This is a genomic window from Pseudoxanthomonas spadix, from assembly GCF_003703395.1.
In the GTDB taxonomy this organism is placed as follows: Bacteria; Pseudomonadota; Gammaproteobacteria; order Xanthomonadales; family Xanthomonadaceae; genus Pseudoxanthomonas_A; species Pseudoxanthomonas_A spadix.
In genome coordinates, this window is the sequence record NZ_RDQN01000004.1 from 276,144 (window position 1) to 299,358 (window position 23,215).

General features: G+C 60.7%; 20 protein-coding genes and 2 tRNA genes. 19 read left to right on the plus strand and 3 right to left on the minus strand.

The features are described 5' to 3' along the window. Positions 1–6 precede the first annotated feature (6 nt). Both D9R12_RS08620 and D9R12_RS08625 read left to right on the plus strand, forming a co-directional pair. Entirely contained in the window at positions 7–3,735 is a 3,729-nt protein-coding gene (locus D9R12_RS08620) for a pilus assembly protein (protein ID WP_244671856.1), read from the plus strand. After that, positions 3,728–4,186, plus strand: a complete 459-nt coding sequence (locus tag D9R12_RS08625) for a type IV pilin protein (RefSeq protein ID WP_425479074.1) — start codon at positions 3,728–3,730, stop codon at positions 4,184–4,186. Before D9R12_RS08620 ends, D9R12_RS08625 begins: the two co-directional genes overlap by 8 nt. Positions 4,187–4,240: 54 nt before the next feature. Here D9R12_RS08625 and D9R12_RS08630 read toward each other — a convergent pair. From D9R12_RS08630 to D9R12_RS08640, 3 genes are all read right to left on the minus strand, one after another. Continuing rightward, positions 4,241–4,317: transfer RNA gene (locus D9R12_RS08630), tRNA-Asn, on the minus strand. 79 nt (positions 4,318–4,396) lie between these two features. Next, positions 4,397–5,098: a GspH/FimT family pseudopilin gene (locus D9R12_RS08635; RefSeq protein WP_122229755.1), complete on the minus strand. Its 702-nt coding sequence runs from the start codon at positions 5,096–5,098 to the stop codon at positions 4,397–4,399. 2 nt (positions 5,099–5,100) lie between these two features. Continuing rightward, entirely contained in the window at positions 5,101–5,526 is a 426-nt protein-coding gene (locus D9R12_RS08640; protein WP_122229757.1) for a GspH/FimT family pseudopilin, read from the minus strand. Between the two features lie 155 nt (positions 5,527–5,681). On the opposite strand from D9R12_RS08640, the gene uvrB reads away from it, so the two are divergent. The 17 genes from uvrB to D9R12_RS08725 all read left to right on the plus strand — a co-directional run bounded on the left by uvrB (position 5,682) and on the right by D9R12_RS08725 (position 23,203). Next, positions 5,682–7,700 carry an excinuclease ABC subunit UvrB gene (gene uvrB / locus D9R12_RS08645; protein WP_122229759.1) on the plus strand — a complete coding sequence of 673 codons (2,019 nt, stop codon included), beginning with the start codon at positions 5,682–5,684 and terminating at the stop codon, positions 7,698–7,700. 111 nt (positions 7,701–7,811) lie between these two features. Continuing rightward, positions 7,812–7,886: transfer RNA gene (locus tag D9R12_RS08650), tRNA-Val, on the plus strand. Positions 7,887–8,024: 138 nt separating this feature from the next. Next, positions 8,025–8,294: a hypothetical protein gene (locus D9R12_RS08655; RefSeq protein WP_122229761.1), complete on the plus strand. Its 270-nt coding sequence runs from the start codon at positions 8,025–8,027 to the stop codon at positions 8,292–8,294. 61 nt (positions 8,295–8,355) lie between these two features. After that, complete coding sequence (locus tag D9R12_RS08660; RefSeq protein WP_425479086.1) at positions 8,356–10,023, plus strand: type IV secretory system conjugative DNA transfer family protein; 1,668 nt, start codon at positions 8,356–8,358, stop codon at positions 10,021–10,023. Positions 10,024–10,479: 456 nt separating this feature from the next. Next, complete coding sequence (locus D9R12_RS08665; protein ID WP_122229763.1) at positions 10,480–10,869, plus strand: hypothetical protein; 390 nt, start codon at positions 10,480–10,482, stop codon at positions 10,867–10,869. A 75-nt stretch (positions 10,870–10,944) separates the two neighbouring features. After that, the gene (locus tag D9R12_RS08670; RefSeq protein ID WP_122229973.1) at positions 10,945–11,826 is read left to right on the plus strand and encodes a VirB8 family type IV secretion system protein; all 882 of its coding nucleotides are present in this window, start codon (positions 10,945–10,947) and stop codon (positions 11,824–11,826) included. Further along, on the plus strand, positions 11,823–12,617 hold the full coding sequence (locus tag D9R12_RS08675; RefSeq protein WP_122229765.1) for a TrbG/VirB9 family P-type conjugative transfer protein: 795 nt from the start codon (positions 11,823–11,825) through the stop codon (positions 12,615–12,617). The genes D9R12_RS08670 and D9R12_RS08675 overlap by 4 nt, the downstream gene beginning before the upstream one ends. After that, positions 12,614–13,855, plus strand: coding sequence for a TrbI/VirB10 family protein (locus D9R12_RS08680; RefSeq protein ID WP_122229767.1), 1,242 nt, complete (start codon positions 12,614–12,616; stop codon positions 13,853–13,855). The genes D9R12_RS08675 and D9R12_RS08680 overlap by 4 nt, the downstream gene beginning before the upstream one ends. Before the next feature lie 59 nt (positions 13,856–13,914). Then, complete coding sequence (gene virB11, locus D9R12_RS08685) at positions 13,915–14,955, plus strand: P-type DNA transfer ATPase VirB11 (RefSeq protein WP_244671855.1); 1,041 nt, start codon at positions 13,915–13,917, stop codon at positions 14,953–14,955. 236 nt (positions 14,956–15,191) lie between these two features. After that, positions 15,192–16,076, plus strand: coding sequence for a lytic transglycosylase domain-containing protein (locus tag D9R12_RS08690; RefSeq protein WP_122229771.1), 885 nt, complete (start codon positions 15,192–15,194; stop codon positions 16,074–16,076). A 91-nt stretch (positions 16,077–16,167) separates the two neighbouring features. After that, positions 16,168–16,590 carry a TrbC/VirB2 family protein gene (locus tag D9R12_RS08695; protein ID WP_122229773.1) on the plus strand — a complete coding sequence of 141 codons (423 nt, stop codon included), beginning with the start codon at positions 16,168–16,170 and terminating at the stop codon, positions 16,588–16,590. 45 nt (positions 16,591–16,635) lie between these two features. Then, complete coding sequence (locus D9R12_RS08700; RefSeq protein WP_122229775.1) at positions 16,636–16,950, plus strand: VirB3 family type IV secretion system protein; 315 nt, start codon at positions 16,636–16,638, stop codon at positions 16,948–16,950. Positions 16,951–17,120: 170 nt separating this feature from the next. Further along, the gene (locus tag D9R12_RS08705) at positions 17,121–19,592 is read left to right on the plus strand and encodes a VirB4 family type IV secretion/conjugal transfer ATPase (protein WP_122229777.1); all 2,472 of its coding nucleotides are present in this window, start codon (positions 17,121–17,123) and stop codon (positions 19,590–19,592) included. A gap of 105 nt (positions 19,593–19,697) precedes the next feature. Then, on the plus strand, positions 19,698–20,510 hold the full coding sequence (locus D9R12_RS08710) for a hypothetical protein (protein ID WP_122229779.1): 813 nt from the start codon (positions 19,698–19,700) through the stop codon (positions 20,508–20,510). A 134-nt stretch (positions 20,511–20,644) separates the two neighbouring features. Further along, on the plus strand, positions 20,645–21,802 hold the full coding sequence (locus tag D9R12_RS08715) for a TrbL/VirB6 family protein (protein ID WP_425479076.1): 1,158 nt from the start codon (positions 20,645–20,647) through the stop codon (positions 21,800–21,802). A 20-nt stretch (positions 21,803–21,822) separates the two neighbouring features. Further along, positions 21,823–22,386, plus strand: a complete 564-nt coding sequence (locus tag D9R12_RS08720; RefSeq protein WP_170159201.1) for a DUF4189 domain-containing protein — start codon at positions 21,823–21,825, stop codon at positions 22,384–22,386. A gap of 64 nt (positions 22,387–22,450) precedes the next feature. Next, positions 22,451–23,203, plus strand: a complete 753-nt coding sequence (locus D9R12_RS08725) for a hypothetical protein (protein ID WP_147475067.1) — start codon at positions 22,451–22,453, stop codon at positions 23,201–23,203. Positions 23,204–23,215: the final 12 nt, after the last annotated feature.

Sequence of the window (23,215 nt, forward strand, 5' to 3'; positions counted from 1 at the left end):
TGCGTGATGACGCCTGAACCAACCCGTTCCAAGTCGACCTACGGCCGAATGCCCCTCACACGGCCGACCTTGCGCAAGATCAGGGATCGCGCCATCTCGGTGCTCATTGGCATGGTGGCCGCGGCGAGCGTGTTCCCAGCGGGTTCGGTGGACATTTCCCAGAAGCCGCTGTCGATTGGTCGCGACGTCCCGGGTAACCTGGCGCTGGTGCCGTCGGTGGAATTCCCGACCCTGATCAGTGTTGCCAACTTCGGCGATTACGTGCCCGCCAATACGTATGTGGGCTATTTCGACGCGGACAAGTGCTATCAATACGTCTACAGCGCCACTGAGAGTGAGCGACACTTCGCCCCCCACTCGCGTGTGGGCGCTGCGCACAGCTGTGCAGGGGCGCTGTGGAGCGGTAACTACATGAACTGGGCAGCGACCCAGACCATCGATCCCTTCCGCTCGGCGCTGACCGGTGGTTACCGCGTCCGTGATACGACCACCCAGACATGGCTGGAGAAGGCAAAGGCCGACCGTGACGGCGGCGAGAGTACGACGGCCAACTTCCCCCGCCGTACGTATCCCGGCAGTTCGGACCCGGCCGCAGTGAATGCAGCGACCGCAGCTAGTTGGGGCACGATTCGCACGCGCATCGACGGACTGGGCAACAAAATGCGCTTCACCAGTGGCGCCAATGCCACTGCGCTTGCGACTGATAATCCCGGGACGGGGCAGCCCGTCGCATACAATCCGGAAGTTCATTCGCTCAACGATACCAGCATCACGGTCAACGGTGCCCAGGTCAGCCAGGCCAGCGTGGTGTTCGAGGTCAGTGTGCGGGTCGCGGTCTGCGTCGCGGGAATGTTGGAAAGCAACTGCAACGCCAACTACAGCGGTGTCGCCAAGCCGGAAGGCTTGATCCAGCAATACGCGAACAGCATCCGCTACAGCATCTTCGGCTATCTCAACAACGGTGGTAATACCGAGCCCGACGGAGGTGTGATGCGCGCGCGGCAGAAGTTCGTTGGGCCGGCCAGCAACTTCCCCGAATCCGGAGCGCAGGGAAATCCCAATAAGGAATGGGACCCGGTGACCGGAATCCTGTATCAAAACCCGGACGAGACCGACGCGACCAACACCAACGCCAATATCATCGACAGTGGCGTCATCAATTATCTCAACAAGTTTGGACAGATGGAAACGGGCCGCAACGCAAAGTCCTACGACAACGTCAGCGAGCTCTACTATACGGCGGTGCGCTATTTCAAACGACAGGGCAACGTACCATCGTATTCGGTCGTGAATGGTGACCGCCAGCTGGCCGACGGCTTCCCCGTCATCACCGACTGGGATGATCCGATCCGCTATTCGTGCCAGACCAACGTTATCCTTGGAGTGGGCGACACCAACACCTGGCGCGACAAGAATCTGCCGGGTCCCACCAGCACGGTCGGCGAGAATACGACCAAGCCCGCCGAAGTTGCGGCGGATACTTCAGTGGACGTCGTCGAAACATTGAAGAAGATCTGGCGCATGGAGGGCAAAACCGACGCCGCCGCCACGGCGGCTTCCGCACCCAGCTACTTCAATGGAAATTCGCGGTACAACTCCGCCTACATCGCTGCGCTCGCATACGATGCGCATACGCGTGACATCCGGCCTGGCACAGGTCCAAATCCGGTTGCCGGCAAACAGACTGTCTCCACCTATTGGGTAGACGTCGTGGAAAACAGGGACTACAAGACGCCACTTACCAACCAGTACTGGCTGGCGGCAAAATATGGCGGCTTCACAGTACCGGCCGGATATGATCCGGACACCAATGTTGCTGCGCTGGCCGACTCGCAATGGTGGGCGACCAACCAGTACGTCAACGGTGACACGACCTTCAAGCGTCCAGCCAACTTCTACGTCGCCGCTGAAGCTGCCAAGATGGTGGAAAGCCTCAAACAGGCCTTTGCCAAGATCGTCCAGGACATGCGCGGCTCGGGTGGTTCGTTCGCATCGAACACCACCAAGCTGGAGACTGGCGCCATGACCTACCAGGCGCAGTTTTACAGCGGCGCCTGGCGTGGCGAGCTGGTTGGCTACAACGTGAACCAGAGCACGGGTGCCCTGACCCAGGCGTGGACGGCAGGTTCGCAGTTCCCCGCCAACTATGCTGACCGGAAAATTTACATCAATAACGCCGGCGTGTTGCAGCGATTTACCCAGCTGTCCCAGGCGACGGCGCTGGGCTCGCAATCGGTGGTCGATTATATCCGCGGAGACCGTGGTAACGAGATGCCGGCGGGCACCCTGCGTACCCGCCAGAGCGTGCTGGGCGACATCGTGAATTCGCAGCCCGTCTACGTTGGAAGGCCCAATCCGCGCCTGTTCTATGGCACCGAGTTTACTGGTGCCGGTGGTTATCCGGCGTTCGCTGCCGCGAACGCGGCGCGCACACCTGTGATCTACGTCGGGGCCAACGATGGAATGTTGCATGGCTTCAATGCCACGACGGGCGCGGAGACCTTCGCCTTCATCCCGTCGCAGGTCGTTCCGCGCCTGGCCGCGCTGGCCGACCCCAATTACGTCCACCAATACTATGTGGATGGCGAGATCACGGTGGCCGACGCGTATTGGGGTGGCCGGTGGCGCACGATTCTGGTTGGCACCCTGGGTCGTGGTGGACGTGGCGTTTATGCACTGGATGTGACCGATCCGACCGACGTCCAGCTGCTGTGGGAGAAGACGGCCACCGATATATCCGGCATGGGCAACGCGCTGGGCAAGCCAGTCATCGCGCAGGTAGCGGACGGCGACTGGCGGGTCTTCATTGGCAACGGTCCCAACAGTAGCGGTGGCATTGCCCAGCTGGTCACGATTCGTCTGAACAATGGCGCCGTGACAACGATGAGTACAGGCGTAGCCGGTGACAACGGCTTGTCCGGCCCGAATGTATGGAACACCGGCACAACCGATTTTGTGGATACGGTCTATGCTGGAGATCTGCGCGGCAACCTGTGGAAGTTCACCAACCTAGCCGGCTCCGCGACGGCCACATCAATATTCCAGGCTACCGACGGTGCCACGGCCCAGCCCATCACGGCGGCGCCTCTGGTGGCGCGCAATCCGAGTAATAACGACACCTGGGTGTATTTCGGCACCGGCAAGTATGTCAATGAGGCAGACCTGTCCGACACCAGCGTGCAGACCTGGTATGGCCTGATCGACCGCGGCACGACGATCAGCGGAAGGAGCGCGCTGCAGCATGTGGCGATTACCGGAGAGGAGACGCTGGCCAATGGGCTTGGTGCGCGCGTGATTAACTCCGTGACCACGCCGAGCGTCAACGGTTGGTATATCGATTTGATCTCGCCGGTGAGGGGGGCGGAGGGCGAGCGAATGGTGGTGCCCAACTTCTTCCAGGGCCTTGCACTGGTCGGCACGACGCGTATTCCGGATAACACGAGCGTATGTGACCCGAGTGGCCGCGGCTGGGTCATGGCGATCAATCCGTTCACCGGTGGGCGGCTGAACTCGACGTTCTTCGACCTGAACAATGATGGCAACTTCAACAACAGTGACCTATCTGATGGCGAGGTTGTCTCAGGACTAGGGCTGCCCAGCGGCCCCAACAATCCGATCTTCGTGGGCAATGTCATGCTTACGAACATGGACAGTGCGGAAACCAATATCATCAAGACCAACTCCTCCGTTCTGGCGCCGGCACGTGTGTCTTGGCGCGAAGTGGTGGGTGATTGATGCCAAGGAGAACACAGACATGAAACATCGCTGCCCGGTTAGAAGACATGGCCATGTTGCAGGATTTACCTTGATCGAATTAATGATCGTCGTGGCCATCATTGCCATCCTCGCCGCGATCGCCTTGGCGAGTTATCAATCACAAGTAGTCAAGTCACGACGCGCAGCTGCGGCGTCGTGCCTGCAGCAGGGTGCGCAGTTCATGGAACGTTACTACACGATCAACCTGTCCTACGCCAACGCACCGCGCCCGGATTGCGATGCTGATGTCCGCGCGCACTATGCGCAACCAGACTTTGTCGGGACACCTGCGGCGAAAACCTACACGTTGCAGATCGTTCCGACCGGTGCGCAAGCATCCAAGGACACCCTGTGCGGCACCTTGTCGATCAACCAGCAAGGCGTCCGTGGAGAAGGCGGTACGGCCACGGCTGCTGATCAGTGCTGGTGATAGAGGCCAGCAAAAAACCCCACGCATTCTGGCGCAGGGTTTTTTGCTCTCGTCTGGCGCCCGAAGTTGGACTCGAACCAACGACCCCCTGATTAACAGTCAAGTGCTCTAACCGGCTGAGCTATTCGGGCGTGGAGCGCATTGTAGCGGCGAGTCCGGGATCAGAGCAAGTCGTCTGGCCGATCCAGACCCCATTCGTAACGACTGCATTCAAAGGTCCGTCGGACCATCGTCACAGGGCTCTGAGCCGATGGGACGCGCGCTCCGGACGCGGCCAGCGTTATTGACCACGACCAGGCCACTTATTTCCCCGTCGTAGCAGATCCGGACCGTCAGATTACTGCCCGAGCTGTAGCCACTTGGTAGATAGCGCAACTGGCGGCGACCCGTAGTGGACAGGATGCGTAATTGTGCGCTGCTGGGCGCTTGCTCATTCCTGTAGATATCGATCGCCCCATCAGGCTGATTGTTACCGTCAGGATCCCGGAAGGTCAGCCAGTGATCACTCCAGTCGCTGTCTTGTCGACACAGGCCATCGTCCCGGCTGGGGCAGATGACGACAGGGACGTTGTGCGTGACTGCTGCGATGCGGGCGAACGCGAAATGGGACGTCAACAGATACAGCGCGGTGTCCACTCGGCTCCGCTTCGACAGCACCTCGAGGGATGGCACCGCGATCGCCGCCAGGATGGCCGTTACCAACATTGCCACCATCATCTCAATGAGCGTGACACCTCGTGACCGGGAGGGGCACAGGCGCAAATTTTTCGACAACGCTGACGCTGGCGTCCTTGCCATTGAGCATCTCCTCGATTTAGTCGGCAAAGACAGTCTCGGCCGGCCGTTTGTGGTTGCGCTATCGGATGGGTCTGCATCCGCGTGTAGGAATTTTCCCGTCGAAGGCGCGGCCATACCTACGAAGCCGTAATGTTTAACTTATATTCATGCTTCTTGGGGCGGTCCGCATCGCGGGGAGCCGCCTCCACGCGCAGCAGGTCATCGGCGTTGTCCGGGCGATGGTTGCCGTCCCCGTCTTGGAACATGATCCAGCCTTGTGTCCAGTCGCTGTCGTCCCGACATTGGTTGTGGCCGTCGTTGGGGCAGACCACGGTCGGCTTGCGGTCGGTGATGGCGGTGCTGCGCGCCGAAGCCATGAACGCGCTGGGCAGGTGGGTGGCGGCGCTTTCGCGCTGGTGCTGGAGAACGCTCGTGTAGGACGGCAGGCCGATCGCCAGCCCGATGCTGACCACGGCCATGGCCACGGTGGCCTCGATCAGGCTGAAGCCGCCGGCGCGGCGCGGGCAAATGCGGCGGTTCGAGCGGGCAGGGCGGGTGTCCATCGGGCATTCCTTTGTCCGGGTCAGGTGTGCCGACAGCGTGGGCGTTGGCCCGGCCCGGCGACATCGGCGGCCGCCGCGCCGCGCCGTAGGAATTCTCTGCACCGGCCGTCCTGCGCGCCGGGGCTATACTTTTTTGTGCTTTCCAGGCAGGTGCCATGACTGAACGCTTCCAGCTTGTTTCGCCGTATTCGCCCTCGGGCGACCAGCCGGCCGCGATCGAAAGGCTGATCGGGAATTTCGAGTCGGGGCTGGCCAAGCAGACCCTGCTGGGGGTGACCGGCTCGGGCAAGACCTACACCATCGCCAACGTGATCGAGCGCATCCAGAAGCCGACCCTGGTGATGGCGCCGAACAAGACCCTGGCCGCGCAGCTGTATGGCGAGTTCAAGGCGTTCTTCCCGCACAACGCGGTCGAGTACTTCGTCAGCTATTACGACTACTACCAGCCCGAGGCCTACGTGGCCGCTTCGGACACCTTCATCGAGAAGGACAGCTCGATCAACGAGCACATCGAGCAGATGCGCCTGGCCGCGACCAAGACCCTGCTGTCGCGGCGCGATGCGATCGTGGTGGCCACCGTGTCGGCGATCTACGGCCTGGGCGCGCCGGAGGACTACCTGTCGCTGCGCCTGATCCTCTCGCGCGGCGAGCACATCGACCAGCGCCAGCTGATCCGCCACCTCACCGACCTGCAGTACACGCGCAACGAATACGAGCTGCAGCGCGGCGCCTTCCGCGTGCGCGGCGAGGTGATCGACGTGCACCCGGCCGAAAGCGACGTGGAAGCGTTGCGCATCGAGCTGTTCGATGGCGAGGTCGAAAACCTGACCCTGTTCGACCCGCTCACCGGTGAGACCCTGCGCAAGGTGCCGCGCTTCACCGTCTATCCCAAGACCCATTACGCCACCACCCGCGAGCGCACGTTGAGCGCGGTGGACTCGATCAAGATCGAGCTGAAGGAACGGCTGGAGCAGCTGTACCAGCAGAACAAGCTGGTCGAAGCCCAGCGCCTGGCCCAGCGCACCCAGTTCGACCTGGAAATGATGGCCGAGGTGGGGTTCTGCTCGGGCATCGAGAACTACTCGCGGCACCTGACCGGCAAGGCGCCGGGCGAGCCGCCGCCGACCCTGTTCGACTACCTGCCCGCCGATGCACTGCTGGTGGTCGACGAATCGCACGTGACCATTCCGCAGATCGGGGCGATGTACAAGGGCGATCGCTCGCGCAAGGAGACGCTGGTGGAATTCGGTTTCCGCCTGCCTTCGGCGCTGGACAACCGGCCGCTGCGCTTCGAGGAATGGGAGGCACGTTCGCCGCGCAGCATCTACGTCTCGGCCACGCCGGGCCCGTACGAACTGCGCGAGTCCGGTGGCGAGATCATCGAGCTGGTGGTGCGCCCCACCGGCCTGATCGACCCGGACATCGAGATCCGGCCGGTCGCCACCCAGGTCGATGACCTGCTGTCGCAGATCAACGAACGGGTGGCCTGGGGCGACCGCGTGCTGGTCACCACCCTGACCAAGCGCATGGCCGAGAACCTGACCGAATACCTGGGCGAGCACGGCGTCAAGGTGCGCTACCTGCATTCGGACGTGGACACCGTGGAGCGGGTGGAGATCATTCGCGACCTGCGCCTGGGCAAGTTCGACGTGCTGGTGGGCATCAACCTGCTGCGCGAGGGCCTGGACATGCCCGAGGTGTCGCTGGTGGCGATCCTGGATGCGGACAAGGAGGGCTTCCTGCGTTCGACCGGCTCGCTGATCCAGACCATTGGCCGCGCCGCCCGCAACCTGCGCGGCAAGGCGATCCTGTATGCCGACCGGGTGACCCGTTCGATGAAGGCAGCCATCGAGGAAACCGACCGCCGCCGCGCCAAGCAGGTCGAATACAACGCCGAACACGGCATCGTGCCCCGGTCCACCGTGCGGCCGATCGTGGACATCCTGGAAGGCGCGCGTGACGCCGCCAACGACGAGCCAACCAGGCGCGGCAAGGGCCGCCGCGTCGCCGAGCCGGTCGAGGATTACCGCAGCCTGAGCCAGGCGCAGATCGCGGCCAGGCTCAAGGCCCTGGAAACGCGCATGTACCAGCACGCGCGCGACCTGGAGTTCGAGGACGCCGCGCGCCTGCGCGACGAGATCCACAAGCTGAAGACCGCCGCCCTGGTGGTCTGACCGGGGCCGCACCGACCGGCAGGAAAAGAGCCGCCGGGTGAGTTCCCGCCGGCCGATCCGGATGGTATGATGCGCGCCCCTCATCGAGGGCGCGGCAACCTCAGTTGCTTCGGGCGGTTAGCTCAGCGGTAGAGCACTACCTTGACATGGTAGGGGTCACAGGTTCGAACCCTGTACCGCCCACCACGCGGTTTCCGGCAAGGCCGGGCCGGTGGATCTGTTCCCGATTGTTTCTGCATTCTGTGCAATTGGTTCTGTCTGTGCGATGGCCGGTGACCGGTGTTTGGCTTACGATCAGGGCCTGATCGGTGAGGATGCGCCGCCATGGAGTACCGCCATACCCTCCTGCAGAAGCACGGTTATCAGGTCGTGGCTCTGACCCGCGATTCGGATCCGGCTTACGCGCCCGACGAAGTCATCGGCTATGCGGTGATCACCAATTCGGGGGCCAAGCTGCGCGAGGAACCCTCGCTGGAAGAGGCGCGCCTGTACATGGAGCAGCTGCTGGAAGACGAGCAGCCCACCCGCAATGACGATACGCGGCCACGTCGCCGCAAGTCGGTCCGCCCCAAGACGGCCAAACTGATCCGTTGATGTTCGCCTCGCGCCCGACTTGGCGCGGCTTCAGGGAGGAATGCGCTTGACCAAGGGGAAGATTGCGTTCGTCTTCGTTGTGACGGTGTTGGCGCTGGTGGCAGGGCTGTACCTGTCCGGCTATTCGACGATGGCGCTGCTCGGGGTGAAGGCGCCGTTGCACTGGGACCTCTACCTCGATTATGTCCGGGCGCTAGGCGATCCACGGTATGTGCCATTCGCCAAGAAGATCAAGGCGGGCGGCTTCATCGGCTTTGGCGTGGTTCTGGTGGTCTACATCCTGCTGACGGCGCTGATACTCAAGCCCAAGAAGAAATCCCTGCACGGTGATGCGCGCTTTGCCACCGCGGGTGACCTCAACAAGCACAACATGCTCAAGCCGGCCAACGACGGCATCATCGTCGGCAAGTTCGGCGGCAAGCTGGTGCGCCTGCCGGGGCAGCAGTTCGTGATCCTGGCCGCGCCGACCCGCTCGGGCAAGGGCGTGGGCATCGTGATTCCCAACCTGCTCGAATACGCCGAGTCGGTGGTGGCGCTGGACATCAAGCAGGAAAACTTCGAGCTCACCAGCGGCTGGCGCAAATCGCAGGGACAGGAGGTTTTCCTGTTCAATCCATTTGCCGAAGACCGCCGCACCCATCGCTGGAATCCGCTGAGCTACGTCTCGACCGATCCGGCCTTCCGCGTGTCCGACCTCATGAGCATCGCCGCGATGCTGTACCCGGATGGCTCGGACGACCAGAAGTTCTGGGTCAGCCAGGCGCGCAACGCGTTCATGGCTTTCGCGCTGTTCCTGTTCGAGAACCGAGACGACGAGGTCAAGACCGGCTTTCCGTTCTCCTCGGGCGCGCCGACCCTGGGCAAGATCTACCGCCTGTCCTCCGGCGACGGCACCGAGCTGAAGGTGTATCTGCGCGGCCTGGCCTCGCGCAAATTCCTCAGCGACAACGCGCGATCGGCCTTCTCCAACTTGCTCTCCCAGGCCGATGAGACATTCGCTTCGATCATGGGGACGCTGAAGGAGCCATTGAACGCATGGATCAACCCGGTGCTGGATGCGGCCACCTCGGCGGACGACTTCCTGCTGACCGACCTGCGCAAGAAGAAGATGAGCATCTACGTCGGCATCCAGCCCAACAAGCTGGCAGAGAGTCGGTTGATCATCAACCTGTTCTTCAGCCAGGTCATCAACCTCAACACGCGTGAGCTGCCCAGGACCAACCCAGAGTTGAAGTACCAGTGCCTGCTGCTGATGGACGAGTTCACCGCCATCGGCAAGGTCGACATCATCGCTTCGGCCGTGTCCTACATGGCCGGCTACAACATCCGCCTGTTGCCGATCATCCAGTCGATGGCCCAACTTGATGCCACTTACGGCAAGGATGTCTCGCGCACCATCATCACCAACCACGCCCTGCAGGTCATCTACGCCCCGCGCGAGCAGCAGGACGCCAACGACTACTCGGAGATGCTGGGCTACACCACCTTCAAGAGGCGCAACGTCACGCGGGGCAGGGACGTGACCCGCAGCATCTCCGAAGAACGACGCGCCCTGATGCTGCCCCAGGAACTCAAGGCCATGGGCTTCGACCAGGAAGTCTTTCTCTATGAGGGCATCGCACACCCGGTGAAGTGCGAAAAGATCAAGTACTACAAGGAGCGCTACTTCACTGCACGCCTATTACCCAAGGCTGAAATCAGACCCATCTCGGTCTCAGGGAAAATGTGACGGGGTGCGCGCACCTGCTTCTGGTCGAGCAGTAGTGAACAATTAAGATTCGTGACCCGGCGCTGAATGCTTGACCGAACTTGGCGCAGCGCGGTAGGTTTGTAACGACCGCGCTCGATCATGTTCTCGTCGCGCATGGCCAGTCACAGAAAGATGCAGGTCGAGCAGGAAGTGTGCCAGCCAGGAGGGCGTCAACGCTTGAGAAAACAGCAGGTGGGCAGCCTCATCAAGCCGCGAAGTGGCTCGACATCAATTCGTCGTCGGCAATCGCGCGCGTGGCCCGTGTGTCCGCTCGGGGCCTGCTTCAGTTTTCCGGCAGCCGCCGGCGGCCGACCAGCCAAGTTTCGAATAACGCTAGTTCAGCAGGCAGGGGCATGTCGCCTGCGGGTAGCTTTTTTTGATTTTCTGAAGGAGCAGTGGCGCGTGAGTCAGCCGAACATCGTCAACACATCCTTGATGCTCGCGCTGGGCGCGTTGCTGTCCGCCTGCGGCACCACGCCGCCGCCGGATTACGGTGGAAAATGGCGGCCAGTCAACAATTACTCGGAGACGCCGATCGAGATTCCCTTGGCGACCGCATACATCTTCCAGGCCTCGCCGATGGATGGCACGTTGAAAACGATGCTTACACGCTGGGCGAAGGACTCGAATATGTCATTGGACTATCGGTTCGGCTCTGACTTCACGCTTTATGGCGCGGTCTCGAAGATTGATACCACCAGCATCCAGGATGCGACGTCGCAACTGACTTCGGCTTACGCCGCGCAGGGTGTGGCGGTGACCGTGCAGGGCAAGAAAATCATTGTTGCTCCTGCAGTTTCCCGACCCGCCAGCGCGTCGCTTTGAAAATCAGTTGGCAGAAACCACGGGATTTTTGGCAAATAATGATCTTCTTCCGACCTTACCGGCCAAGTACGCATGATGTTGCGCAATAAAGAAGAGACGCCCAAGGTGAAGGGGGCGATCGCCAAGGGGGTGAATTACGAGCTGACGATCGCCGACATGGCCAAGCGCAGCGAAAAGCGCGCGTGGCAGGTTGCAGTTGGCGCCCTGGTGCTATGCGGAGTGCTGGCAGGGGGGTATTTCTTCCTTCTTCCATTGAAGGAACGAACGCCTTTCCTGGTGTTGGTTGATCCCTATTCTGGAAACGTCCAGACCAGTCGGCTGGTGCCGAGCGTGCTAGATCAGACCATCACCAAGAGCGAGGCGGTGACTCGCGCCAATGTGCAGCGCTTCGTGCTTGCTCGCGAATCCTATGACTGGGACACGCTCGGACGCCGCTATGGTGATTGGCAAACCGCTTATCTGATGTCCAGTTCCGCCGTTGGAGTCCAGATGCGTGAGGAATACGACCGCAAAAATCCGGACAGTCCAATCAATCTCTATGGCAAGACCGATGCCGTCCGAATACAGATACTGAGTACCACCATCATCGGTAGTGGACGCGGTAGGAATACCGGTACTGCCACCGTGCGCTTCCAGCGTTCGCTCTTCAACAAGCCAAGCGGCAAAGTCAATTTCCTTGACAACAAAATAGCGACGCTGACTTTCAGATACAACGATAATCTGCGTCTTAATGACGAGCAGAGAGTAATAAATCCCCTTGGGTTCCAGGTGGTCAGTTACAAGGTGGACAACGATTATGTGGCTTCGCCGCGGTCGATACCTATGGACGCCGCAGGGACGGAGTCTGCGGGAGGGGTGCCGGCAACAGCGCCCGCTGGTGTGCCGGGTCCAGCATCTTCCGCACCACCCGTTGATGGCGAGTCCAATTCCGGCGGCAATGGAGAAAGCCAGAAATGAAAGTTGAAGTCCGCAACCTCGTGTTGGCAGTGGTACTGCTGGCGGTTTGCGTGGCGCGCGCGCCCGCTGTGGAGCAGGCGGTGGATCGCTATCAGTATGCGGAAGATGCGATCTACCAGATTCGCACAGGACTGGGTATTACCACCCAGATCGAGCTTGATCCGAACGAGCATATTCTTGACTACAGCACGGGATTTTCCAGTGGCTGGGAGCTGACCAGGCGTGGAAGCGTTTTTTATCTGAAGCCCAAGAATGTCGACGTGGACACCAACATGATGGTGCGCACGGAGACCCATTCCTACATCTTTGAATTGAAGGTCGTGGCCACGGACTGGCGTTCTCTTAGCCAGGCCAGGGCGGCGGGGGTGCAGTACAAGGTAACTTTCAGTTATCCGCCTGATGCGCAGTTCTCGACGGCGCAGGATAAGCAACAAGCCACGCCGGCCGCACCCGGAAAGCCTTCAGTGCCTGCCCAGTTGGATACCTCCTTCGACAAGAACAGGCGCTACTACTACGACTATTCATACGCGACGCGGAGCAAGGCGCAATGGCTGATTCCGGCGACTGTGTACGATGATGGTCAGTTCACCTACGTGAAGCTGAACGACGGGATCAGTTTCCCTACGGGAAACTTTCCCACGATCTACGGGCGCCAGAGGGAGCGTGGTGAGGACTTCGTCGTCAATACGACCGTGGAGCAGAACACCATCGTGGTGCACGGCACCTACCCGTATTTGGTGCTGCGTCATGGAGAGAACGTCGTCGGGTTGCGGAGGAACCAGCAGAAATGAGCCAGAACATCCCCCCCGAGAACGGCGACCCGCGGGCTGACCACTCCAATCCGGATTCGAATCCGAATCCGAATCCCTACTACAACAGCCTGGGCGGCGCGCCTGATCTGGATGCCGGGGCACCCGAGTTGCGCGACGAGGAATCCCAGAGAGTCAACCGCAAGGCACTGTTGTTCCTTGCTGCCATCGTGGTATTGGTGATCCTGATGGGGGTGATGCTGCTGGCAAAGCTGCGTTCGGACGACGCTCCCCGTGCCAAGGCGCCGAGGGAGGAGAAGCCCTATGTGCCGGATGTGCCCGGTGGATTGCCTTCCGCTCCGCTACCGCCTCCTGAGCAGACCGCAAGCACCCCGGCCGCGGCGCCGATCCCCACGTTACCGACACCTCCTCTCCCTCAGCAAGGGCCAAGCCAGCGCGACGGCGCACCACGTGGCCCCTCGCTGATGGAGCGCCGCATGGGCAGCGTGGGTGGTATGGGAGGATCGGGTGCCGCTGAGCAGTCACCGGAGATGGCGGCTGCCTACGCCAGGCGAAACCAGATGAAACAGCAGCAGCAACAGTTGTTGCTCGGGCAGGGGAACAGTGACGACAATAGTGCTCCCGGCGAACTCCAGATGGCACCAACGACGCTGGCGTCCTACTTGCGCAAGCCTGACACCCTGCTGCTGCGTGGCACCTACCTGCGGTGTGTCCTGGAGACTCACATCGTGACCGATGTTCCTGGCTTCACTTCTTGCGTGGTCACCGAGCCAGTCTATTCGGTCAACGGCAAGCGATTGCTGCTACCCAAGGGCTCCAAGCTTTCCGGTACGTATGGCGGCGGCACCAACGGTCCCCGCGTGGCCGTGGTGTGGGATCGTATCACCACGCCCACGGGCTTGGACATCACGATGTCCAGCCCTGGTGTGGATAACCTTGGCGGGGCTGGACATCCCGGCGATTACAGCGCTCATTGGGGCAGCCGCATCGCGTCCTCGTTGATGATCAGCCTGCTGGCTGACGCCTTCAAGTACGCGGCCGCCGAGAACGGTCCGGAATCCACTTCCATCAGCTACTCTGGAACCGTCGTCACCGAGCCCTATGAGAGTGCGACCGCCAGAACCATGGAACGCCTGGCGAACCGGGCATTGGAGCAGGCCATGAGTCGTCCACCGACGGTCACGATCAATCAGGGGACGGTGTTGAATGTTTACGTTGCCAAGGATGTGGACTTCTCGGCAGTGCTGCCGGGCCAATAGGCGCTGCTGCTGAACGGACCCGCTTCTGGACCGAAAGGATGCCAATGACCAGGCCACGCTTGACAGTGATCGACGATTCCTCTGTTGCCGACATCTCGGACGACTTCCTGAACTACCAGTACGACGTGCTGGGCATTCGGGAATACATGAGCTCGACGGAGGTGACGGAAATCTGCGTCAACCGCCCGGGTGAGTTGTACCTGGAAGGTCGGGGAGGCTGGCGCCGGGTTGAAGTGCCGTCGTTGAGCTTCGAGCGTGCTCGCCAGTTCTGTACCGCGGTGGTGAACGAGAGCAACACCGGGCAACGGATCACCGACGCGGATCCGATGGTGTCGCTGACCTTCCCGACTGGCCAGCGCGCGCAGTTCGTGATCCCGCCGGCTTGCGATCCAGGCAAAGTCTCGATCACCATTCGCTTGCCGTCGCACCAGACGCGAACGCTCGACCAGTATCAGCAGGAGGGCTTTTTTGCCCAGATACTGGAGGAGAACCAGGCGCTGACGCCGCATGATGAGGAATTGTTGGAGCTTCGCAGCAAGCGCGAGTACGCCGAGTTCTTTCGAAAGGCCGTGTTATACAAAAAGAATGTCGTCGTGGCGGGCGCCACGGGCAGCGGCAAGACCACTTTCATGAAATCCCTGGTTCACCACATCCCGCGCGACGAACGGCTGGTGACCATCGAGGATGCACGCGAACTGTTCATTGAACAGCCCAACGTGGTGCATCTGCTGTATTCCAAGGGCGGCCAAAGCATGAGCAATGTCACTGCCAAGACCTGCATGGAAGCGTGCCTGCGTATGAAGCCTGATCGCATCATCCTGGCGGAGTTGCGTGGTGACGAGTCCTTCTATTTCATCCGCAATTGCGCTTCTGGTCATCCGGGATCCATTACCAGCTGCCACGCCGGGAACATCAACCAGACCTGGGATCAGCTGGCATTGATGGTCAAGGCCTCGGCTGAAGGGGCTGGTCTGGAGTTCTCCGTCATCAAGCGTCTGCTGATGATGACGATCGACATCGTGGTGCATATCAAGGCGCACGCCGGCAGCCGCTACATCACGGGCATTGACTTCACGCCCGATAGAAGTTTTCAAGAGTGAGCCGACGTACAGCCTCTCCGGCCTTCAGGTCGTACTCGCGCGCTGTCCTCCCGCTGGCGCTTGGGTTCAATCCAGCGGCTCCGTTGTGCGATGCGGCGAAAATGTGACGTAATTCCTCATGAACGAATTGACAATGCCAGCCGAGTCACCAACTATGATCTTGCCGGACCGGAATCCGGCGTAGCGCGTAACGCCTTCACGGTTCAACTAGGGACCAGCGACAGGGAGCATTTTCAATGCTGTCAGCAATTGAAATGGCGCAGTGCCCGAATCTGGAAGTTCCCATCCAGGTGATGCGACATGTCGTGGAAGTGGAGTCATCCTTCAATCCGTATGCCATCGGCGTCGTGGGTGGCGCGCTCGTTCGCCAGCCTGAAAACCTTGCCGAGGCGGTCGCGACGGCAAGGGATCTGGAGCAGCGCGGTTACAACTTTTCCGTGGGGCTGGCGCAGGTCAACCGTCATAATCTGGTCAAATATGGCCTGTCATCCTACGAGCAGGCGTTTTCCGTATGCTCCAATCTTCGGGCCGGTACCCGGATCCTCGCGGAGTGTCATAGCCGCGCCTCCGGCGATTGGGGCAAGGCATTCAGTTGCTACTACTCCGGAAACTTCAGCACCGGCTATCAGAACGGATACGTGGACAAGGTTTTCGCGTCCATGCAAGCGGACAATCGCTCGCCCACTGGCGCAGGACTGGCCATTGCCATGGCCCCGCCGCCCCGACGCCCGGATCGGCAAGATTCCCGTGCGATCAGCAAGAAGGAGTCGGTCTCCGAAGCGGACCTGACCTCTCAGGAGGTCGAGCGCCTCATCGATCCAGCGTTTGTCGGTGCGGCGGTTACGGGTCCCGCATTGTCTCAGACGGCCACGCCCGCGCTGCCGAACTCGGATCGGGTCCCCGCCGATCCGGTGTATCCACCCCCGTCTGGCAACGCGGGTACTGATGGCGTCGCCTCCGGGTCGGTTGCGGGCACACGGGATGATGGCCCAGTGGTTCTCGCTGCTGCGGTGCCCGCAAAGTCATTACCTCGGTCTGAAGCCATTGAAAGTAAAGCCGAGGTGGAAAGTTCTGCATCACCGCCTTCTCCGCCGGCGGTGGATCAGGCGTTCGTGTTTTAAGAAGGCGGTCCGACGAGTTGTTTAAACCCATCGTGCGCAGCGCCCGGTCCCTGGACCGTCCTGCCGCATCATTTGATCGAGGAAACGACCCATGAAAAATCGATTTTATTCGCAGGAACGGGCTGGCCAGGCCAGGACACTGGTTTCCGGCATGGGTATGGCAGTAACGTTTGTCGGTGCATTGTTACTACCTGGGCTGGCCTTGGCCCAGAGTGAAGGCGGGGATTTCACCGCGACTGGTGAGACGGTTTGCGGATTCTTTGAAAACGTAAATGGTCTGCTCAATATCGCATCCATCGCCGTGGTGACGATCGCAGTGATATTTTCCGGCTATCAGATTGCGTTCAACCACAAGCGTGTCGGCGAAGTGGCCACCATCTTGATCGGAGGAGTGTTGATCGGGGCTGCAGGCCAGATTGCGCGGATGCTGCTGGGAGATGAGGGGGAGTCTTGCGGTTCAACAGGCGCCGACGCGCCGGCAGGCCTCGTTCTTTTTGTGCCTTGGCTGACGTAATCGTTGGTGCGTCGCGTCATAGGCAACAGGGCGTAGGGTGCGCACATGAACAAGAACGTCATGTTCCGTGGTTGTACTCGCCCGGCGATGTTCATGGGCGTGCCCTATGTTCCGTTCTTCATCGGGGCGGGTGGGTGCTTGTTGCTTGCGATGTACACCAACCTGTTTTACCTGCTGCTGATGCCTGTTGTCATCGGCATCATGCGGCAGATGGCCAGGCGCGACGAAATGATCTTCCGGCTCCTGGGATTGCGCCTGCAGATGCGCCTGCGGGTTCGCAATCTGAGGGAGCACCGAGGGGCATGGGTCTTCACTCCCAATTCCTACCGCAGTAAGCCTGCCGGGAGGGCCAGAAAATGATGGGCTTCCGCGCATGGCGCCCTGGTCGCTCAACGGCCACCCGGGACTGAGTGGCCGGGCTGTCAAGCGGTGCGCACAGAGCAGCGCGTTCGCTTGCTCTGGCCACACCAGAGCCAAAGCATGGCCGGCATCCCGGGCTATGCCGGACGGTTCAATCCTAGCGAGACGTTATGTTCACTCCCGACACTGCCATTGGCGAATTTGTGCCCTATTCAAGCCATGTTGCGAGCTCCGTGGTCAAAACGACCGGCGGCGATTACATGCTGATCTGGCATCTGGAAGGACTGCCGTTCGTCGGTCGCGAGGAGTGGGAGCTCGAGCACAAGCACAACACATTCAACCGCATGCTGCAAACCTTGCGGGCTCCGGATTTCGTCAATGTCGCTTTCTGGGTGCATGACGTGCGGCGTCGCGGCCGCATCGGCACGCATAGCAAGTTCAAGCATCGCTTCAACCAGGAGTTGTCCGACGGCTATTTCGGGCAGTTGTCTTCGCAGAAGATCATGCGGAACGAGTTGTACCTGACATTGGTCTACCGACCGGTCGTGGGCGGCAAGGCCTTCGTGGAGAAGACGGCCAATACCGACCGCCTCAAGCTCATGCAGGACCAGGCGGTGGCCAAGGTGCTGGAGCTTGCGAGCAATGTGGAGGCCGTGCTCAAGGACTACGCCCCTTATCGACTGGGAATGTACGAGGCCGCCAATGGCGTGGTCTTTTCAGAAACCCTGGAGTTCCTGGGCTACCTGCTCAACCGCGTCAATGAGCCGGTCCCGGTACTGCCCGCCTCGGTCAACGCCTATTTGCCGGTGAGCAAGCACACGTTCTCGTCCAAGACCGGCGACTACCTGATCACCACGCCCGACGGTATCAACCACTACGGTGCCATTCTCAACATCAAGGAGTATCCGGAGGGCACCTACCCCGGCATTCTCAATGGGTTGAAATACCTGGATTTCGAATACGTCGTGACCCATTCGTTCAGTCCGATGGGGCGCCAGGACGCATTGCGCGTGCTCGACCGCACCAAGGGCATGATGATCTCTTCCGGCGACAAGGCGGTCAGCCAGATCGTTGAACTCGATTACGCGATGGACCAGCTGTCCTCCGGCAACTTTGTCCTGGGCGAATACCACTTCATCATCGCCCTGTACGCCGACAGCCAGCCCCAGCTGCAGCAGCACATCGCCATTGCCCGCGCGGAACTGTCCAACGCCGGCTTCGTCTCGGCCAAGGAGGACCTGGCCGTCGCGGCCTCGTTCTATTCCCAGTTGCCCGCCAACTGGAAGTTCCGCACCCGCCAGGCGAACGTGAGTTCGCTGAACTTCCTGGGCCTTTCGCCCCTGCACAATTTTGCTACCGGCAAGAAGGAAAACAACCCCTGGGGTGAATGCGTCACGACCCTGCAGACCACCAACGGGCAGCCCTACTATTTCAATTTTCACGCCACCCACCCGGCGGAAAACTCGCTGGGTGAGAAGGCCATTGCCAATACCATGGTCATCGGCAAGTCGGGCACGGGCAAGACCGCGTTGATCAACTTCCTGCTCAGTCAGGTGCAGAAGTTCGAGCCGTCACCCACCATTTTTTTCTTCGACAAGGACCGCGGTGCGGAGATCTTCGTGCGCGCCTGCGGGGGCAACTATCTGGCGCTGGAAAATGGCCGCCCGACCGGCTTCAACCCCTTCCAGTGCGAGCGCAGCGAGGGCAACATCCAGTTTCTGGCCGAGTTGGTCAAGCTGCTTGCGGCCAAGCGCTTTTACACGGCGCGCGAGGAGGAAGATATTTTTCGTGCGGTGGAAAACATCCTGGATACCCCGCCGCACCTGCGCACCATGACCAATTTCCAGAGAAGCCTGCCCAATATGGGTGATGACGGGCTGTACGCGCGCATACGGAAGTGGACTGCGGGCAATTCCCTGGGCTGGGTGTTCGATAACCCCATGGACATCATCGACCTGCAGAAGGCCAACATCATCGGGTTCGACTACACCGACTTGATCGACAATGCCGAGGTGCGGGCTCCTGTCATAAACTACCTCCTGCATCGCCTGGAGGAATTGATCGATGGCCGCCCGCTGATCTATGTGATGGATGAGTTCTGGAAGATCCTCGACGGTGCTGGCGGTTTGAAGGAGTTTGCCAAGAACAAGCAAAAGACCATCCGCAAGCAGAATGGCCTGGGTATCTTCGCCACCCAGAGCCCCGAGGATGCGCTGTCCAGCGATATTTCGGCCGCGCTCATCGAGCAAACCGCCACCTTGATTCTGCTACCCAATCCCAACGCCAGCCGCGAGGACTACATGCAAGGCCTCAAACTGACCGAAGCTGAATACCAAGTGGTCGTCAGCCTCGACGAGCGCTCGCGCTGCTTCCTGGTCAAGCAGGGCCATGGCTCAGTCGTGTGTCAGCTCAACTTGCGCGGTCTGGACGATGCCCTGTCGGTCATCTCTGCGTCCACCGACAACATCGAGATCATGCATCGCGTCCTGGAGGAGCAGGCCGCCATCCACGGCGTGGCGCAGAGCGAGCTGACCCCCGAGCAGTGGCTGGACGCCTTCTACGAGAACCGCAAGGGCTCGGGCAAAGGCGGGTTGAAGTCTTCTGGCCGCCGTGGGGGGGCGTCGGTGAGGATGGCCTCGTAGGCAAGCACCTGTGCAGCGGCCGCCTTGGGGCTGTTCGGGTCGAGACGTTCCGGTTCGTCATCACGCAAATCCGGAATTCATTGAAGACATGAAGGAAAGTCAACCGTGAACATCAAAGATACAAAGCGGCTGGATCGCAAGCCCCTCCTCTTGCTGCTCCTGGCGTCCTTGGCGACGCTCGCCCCCGCTGCCAGTGCGCAAGTGATCGTGTCGGACCCCGTGACGGAGGACGCTACCACCAGCAGCTTCGCAGGGGAGCTTGGGGAATACGCCGAGACCGCCGACCGCTACATGCGGCAAGTCGAGGAGTATCAGAAGCAATTGGAGCGCTATACCAGCACGATCAGTGACCTGACCAGTCTCACAGAAAATCTCAACGGCCTCGGTCTGCCCTCTGGGCAGAAGCTCGAAAAAGTCGACGAAAGCGCGGGCGTTGCCAGCGCCTGCAATATCAGCACCGGAATTACGGACCTGTTTTCATTCCAGAATTTGACCAAGGCGCTGGGGATCGGTGAGGAGAGTGGACTGGATGAGCAGAAGACAATCTGCGCCATGCGCGTCACCATGCAGAACCGCAAGTACAACGAGTCGGTCGATTTCATGAATGAGACGATGCCATCGATCCAGAACACCATGAAAGAGTTGATAGCCAGCATCAAGGGTAAGGGCGAGACTCCCGGCGCCCAGGATCAGCACCAGACCGACACGCCGGCCATCGATGCCGACACCCAGAAGAAGATCGAAGAGTTTCGTTCCCGGCAGGACCAATACAATGCCCTGATCTCGGCGCTGAACGATCGGCAAGTCATTCTCGCCCAGCAGCTGATGCGAGGGAAAAGCAAGAGCATCACTGGCGAGGTCATCGGCGTGGTGGTGCAGAGCGCCGCACTCGAGGCCGCTTTGCACTACAACAAGTAATCGGAAAACCTGAGGCCTCGGGGTGATCGGCGTGGGTTGGCTGGCCAGATCTATGAAGAACCAGGAAGCGGTGGCGGGGTGACCGCCTGCCTCGAACGCAGGCCGGAGCCGCACCAAGGGAACAACCCGAGGGAATGATTGACATGCTGACTTTCGCGACAATGGGTGTGTTGGACGGACTTGGGAGTTGGTTCCGTCCCCAGGCGTCGCTGGGGGAGTTCTACTTTTTCCATGCGATCCTCGATTACCTGACCGAGGCGATCAGCGATTTCGGCTACGGCATGATGGGGCGGATGATGGATTGGGTGGGCGCGATCGTCCTGACCCTGTTGACGCTCTGGGTGCTGATTCAAGGCTTCCGCATCGTGACCGGCCAGTCGCGCGATTCGATGATGGTGCTGGTGGCCAACGCAGCCAAGGCGACGCTGATCGTGTCGGTGGCGGTGTCGATGGGGATTTTTGGCGCGGACATGCACCAGTGGCTGACCCAGAAGCTACCGGACGAGATCACCGCGCAGGTGACGGGCGAGGACGAGTCGGCGGCCGATCAGATCGACGAGAACATGGCGTGGATGTCGGTGGCGCTGACGACGATCAACGCGGTGGACGTGGTGGACAACCCGACGCTGGCCGATGAGAAGACCCGGGCGATGATCTTCGCCGGGATCGGGACCGGCGGTCCGGCGCTGGTGGCCGGAGCGATGCTGTTGCTGTACCAGGTGGCGATCGCTTTGTTCGTGGGCCTGGGCCCGTTGTTCATCCTGTGCCTGCTGTTCGACGTCACCAAGTCGCTGTTCCAGAAGTGGCTGTTCTATGGGCTCGGGACGATGTTCTCGATGGCGGTACTGGCGGCGATGACGAGCATCGCGCTGAAGATGGTGACGGCGGTGTCCGAGGCGTTCTGGGGTGCTGCGCTGGTGGGCAGCTTCCTGGACATGGATGCAGTGGACGGCATCAGCAGCCAGGCGATGCAGCAGGGCGGGCTGGGACTGCTGCTGACGACGTTGATCATCACCGCCCCGCCGATGGCAGCGATGTTCTTCCAGGGGACGCTGGGGCAGTTTGCAGCGTACTCGACGATGGGCCCGCACCTGGCCCAGCAAGGGGGCGGCGGCGCGCCGGGCGGGCACCCGGGCAATGTGGGTGGCGGGTATGCACAGCAGCCGGAACGAAATACGACTGGTCCGGGAGTTGGCGCAATACCGAGCCGAATTGCAGGTGCCCCAGCGACTCCCAGCGCTTCCGAAGGTCAAGGCACATTCGGTGCAGCAAACAAGCTGGACAGGGGATGATGGAAACTTCGGATAAGGGGATGAACGTGTCAGCCAACCTGAGTGGAGGTTCCATGAAATTGCGAATGGCATTGGCGTGCGGGCTGTTGCTGAGCAGTGATTGGGGGTTGGCGCAGAACCAGGCCCAGCGGAACCTGCAGCAACAGCAGTGGCAACTGGAGCAGACGCGTCGAGGCTATCAGGCACAGCAGGATGCTTATGCAGCGGCAGCGCAGCAGCAGCTGCCGCCCCCGCCACGCCCCACGGGAAAGTGGATCAAGACATGGGGGGCGATTGCGGCGAACGATAAAGGCGATGGTGGTGTTGCCATAGGCAAGCTCACAAAGAAAGAAGCTGAGGCAGAAGCAGTGCGACAGTGCCTCACCTGGGGGGGTGGGGGCTGCAAGCCGACGTTGGTCTATCAAAATCAGTGCGCCGCGGGTGCAGTTCCCAACGCTGGTTCATCAAATGGCAGAGCAGCGTCCGCATCCTCACCCGACCTGGCTAAACAGGTCGCGTTAAAGGCATGCAGTGACGTCAATGGCGGAGCCACCTGCAAAATCATTTACTCCGCCTGCAGCGACCCGATCTTCAGGCATTACTGATGGTAGGTTGTAGGCCGAGCTCGGGTTGGCCGTGCAGGATGCAGTGAGTGAGGAGGCGTTGGACATGGCAGTAAAGGTAGTGCGCCGATGCTGGTGCTGGCTTGCCGGCCTGTATGTGCTGGTGATACTGGGCGGGTGCGGACGGCAGGTTGGCTCCGAAGCTGCTGGAGAACATACTGTGGCGCCGGCTTCGGCCGGTTCGGCAACCTCGGAGCAAGACGGCGCCACGGCGCCATCGCCGCCGAAAGCAGTGGACAGTCGAAGCGGACTTGCGGAAGGGACAAGCGTGGCGCCGCAGGAAGTGGCAGGCTTGGTTGCCCAGGACGATCAGGTGGTGGCGCAAGCCAATGAGGATCTGGATGGCGACGGAGCCGTCGATGCAGTTCTCATCGTGCGTCACCAATCCACCGAGAGCGGAGCCAATCCGTGCGAGTTGCTCGTCTTGCAGCGCCAAGCGGGGCGACTGGCTGTTTCCGCCCGAAGCGGCCATGTCGTTGAGTGCCTCTACAACACTGTGGCCCGCAATGCCGCGAGCTTGCAAGACAATTTAAAGGTAGCCCGAGGGGAGATCATCTACAGCAACCAGCGTGAAAAAGGGACTTCAATCTACCGATTCGATTATGACCAGGCCAAGCAGGCATGGTTTCTCAGCGAGGCAATCAATTCGTATCCACAGTACAACGAGGCCGCTGACAAGGTCGATCTTGTGCGCGAGGCCGTGAGTTATCCAAAGGATGTTGGCTGGACGACACTGGACCTGTTCGATCCTGACGCCCTCGAAGAGGCGTTCGCGAAGAACAGGAAGATCATGGAGTGAACAGGAGAAAGC

Coding starts and splice junctions, on each gene's coding strand:
- D9R12_RS08695 (WP_122229773.1), top strand. CDS start 16,168: ATGAAAAATCGATTTTATTCGCAGGAACGGGCTGGCCAGGCCAGGACA.
- D9R12_RS08635 (WP_122229755.1), bottom strand. CDS start 5,098: ATGGCCGCGCCTTCGACGGGAAAATTCCTACACGCGGATGCAGACCCA.
- D9R12_RS08715 (WP_425479076.1), top strand. CDS start 20,645: ATGATTGACATGCTGACTTTCGCGACAATGGGTGTGTTGGACGGACTT.
- D9R12_RS08675 (WP_122229765.1), top strand. CDS start 11,823: ATGAAAGTTGAAGTCCGCAACCTCGTGTTGGCAGTGGTACTGCTGGCG.
- uvrB (WP_122229759.1), top strand. CDS start 5,682: ATGACTGAACGCTTCCAGCTTGTTTCGCCGTATTCGCCCTCGGGCGAC.
- D9R12_RS08700 (WP_122229775.1), top strand. CDS start 16,636: ATGAACAAGAACGTCATGTTCCGTGGTTGTACTCGCCCGGCGATGTTC.
- D9R12_RS08680 (WP_122229767.1), top strand. CDS start 12,614: ATGAGCCAGAACATCCCCCCCGAGAACGGCGACCCGCGGGCTGACCAC.
- D9R12_RS08665 (WP_122229763.1), top strand. CDS start 10,480: ATGCTCGCGCTGGGCGCGTTGCTGTCCGCCTGCGGCACCACGCCGCCG.
- D9R12_RS08670 (WP_122229973.1), top strand. CDS start 10,945: ATGTTGCGCAATAAAGAAGAGACGCCCAAGGTGAAGGGGGCGATCGCC.
- D9R12_RS08640 (WP_122229757.1), bottom strand. CDS start 5,526: ATGGACACCCGCCCTGCCCGCTCGAACCGCCGCATTTGCCCGCGCCGC.
- D9R12_RS08690 (WP_122229771.1), top strand. CDS start 15,192: ATGCTGTCAGCAATTGAAATGGCGCAGTGCCCGAATCTGGAAGTTCCC.
- D9R12_RS08720 (WP_170159201.1), top strand. CDS start 21,823: ATGAACGTGTCAGCCAACCTGAGTGGAGGTTCCATGAAATTGCGAATG.
- D9R12_RS08705 (WP_122229777.1), top strand. CDS start 17,121: ATGTTCACTCCCGACACTGCCATTGGCGAATTTGTGCCCTATTCAAGC.
- D9R12_RS08725 (WP_147475067.1), top strand. CDS start 22,451: ATGGCAGTAAAGGTAGTGCGCCGATGCTGGTGCTGGCTTGCCGGCCTG.
- D9R12_RS08620 (WP_244671856.1), top strand. CDS start 7: ATGACGCCTGAACCAACCCGTTCCAAGTCGACCTACGGCCGAATGCCC.
- D9R12_RS08655 (WP_122229761.1), top strand. CDS start 8,025: ATGGAGTACCGCCATACCCTCCTGCAGAAGCACGGTTATCAGGTCGTG.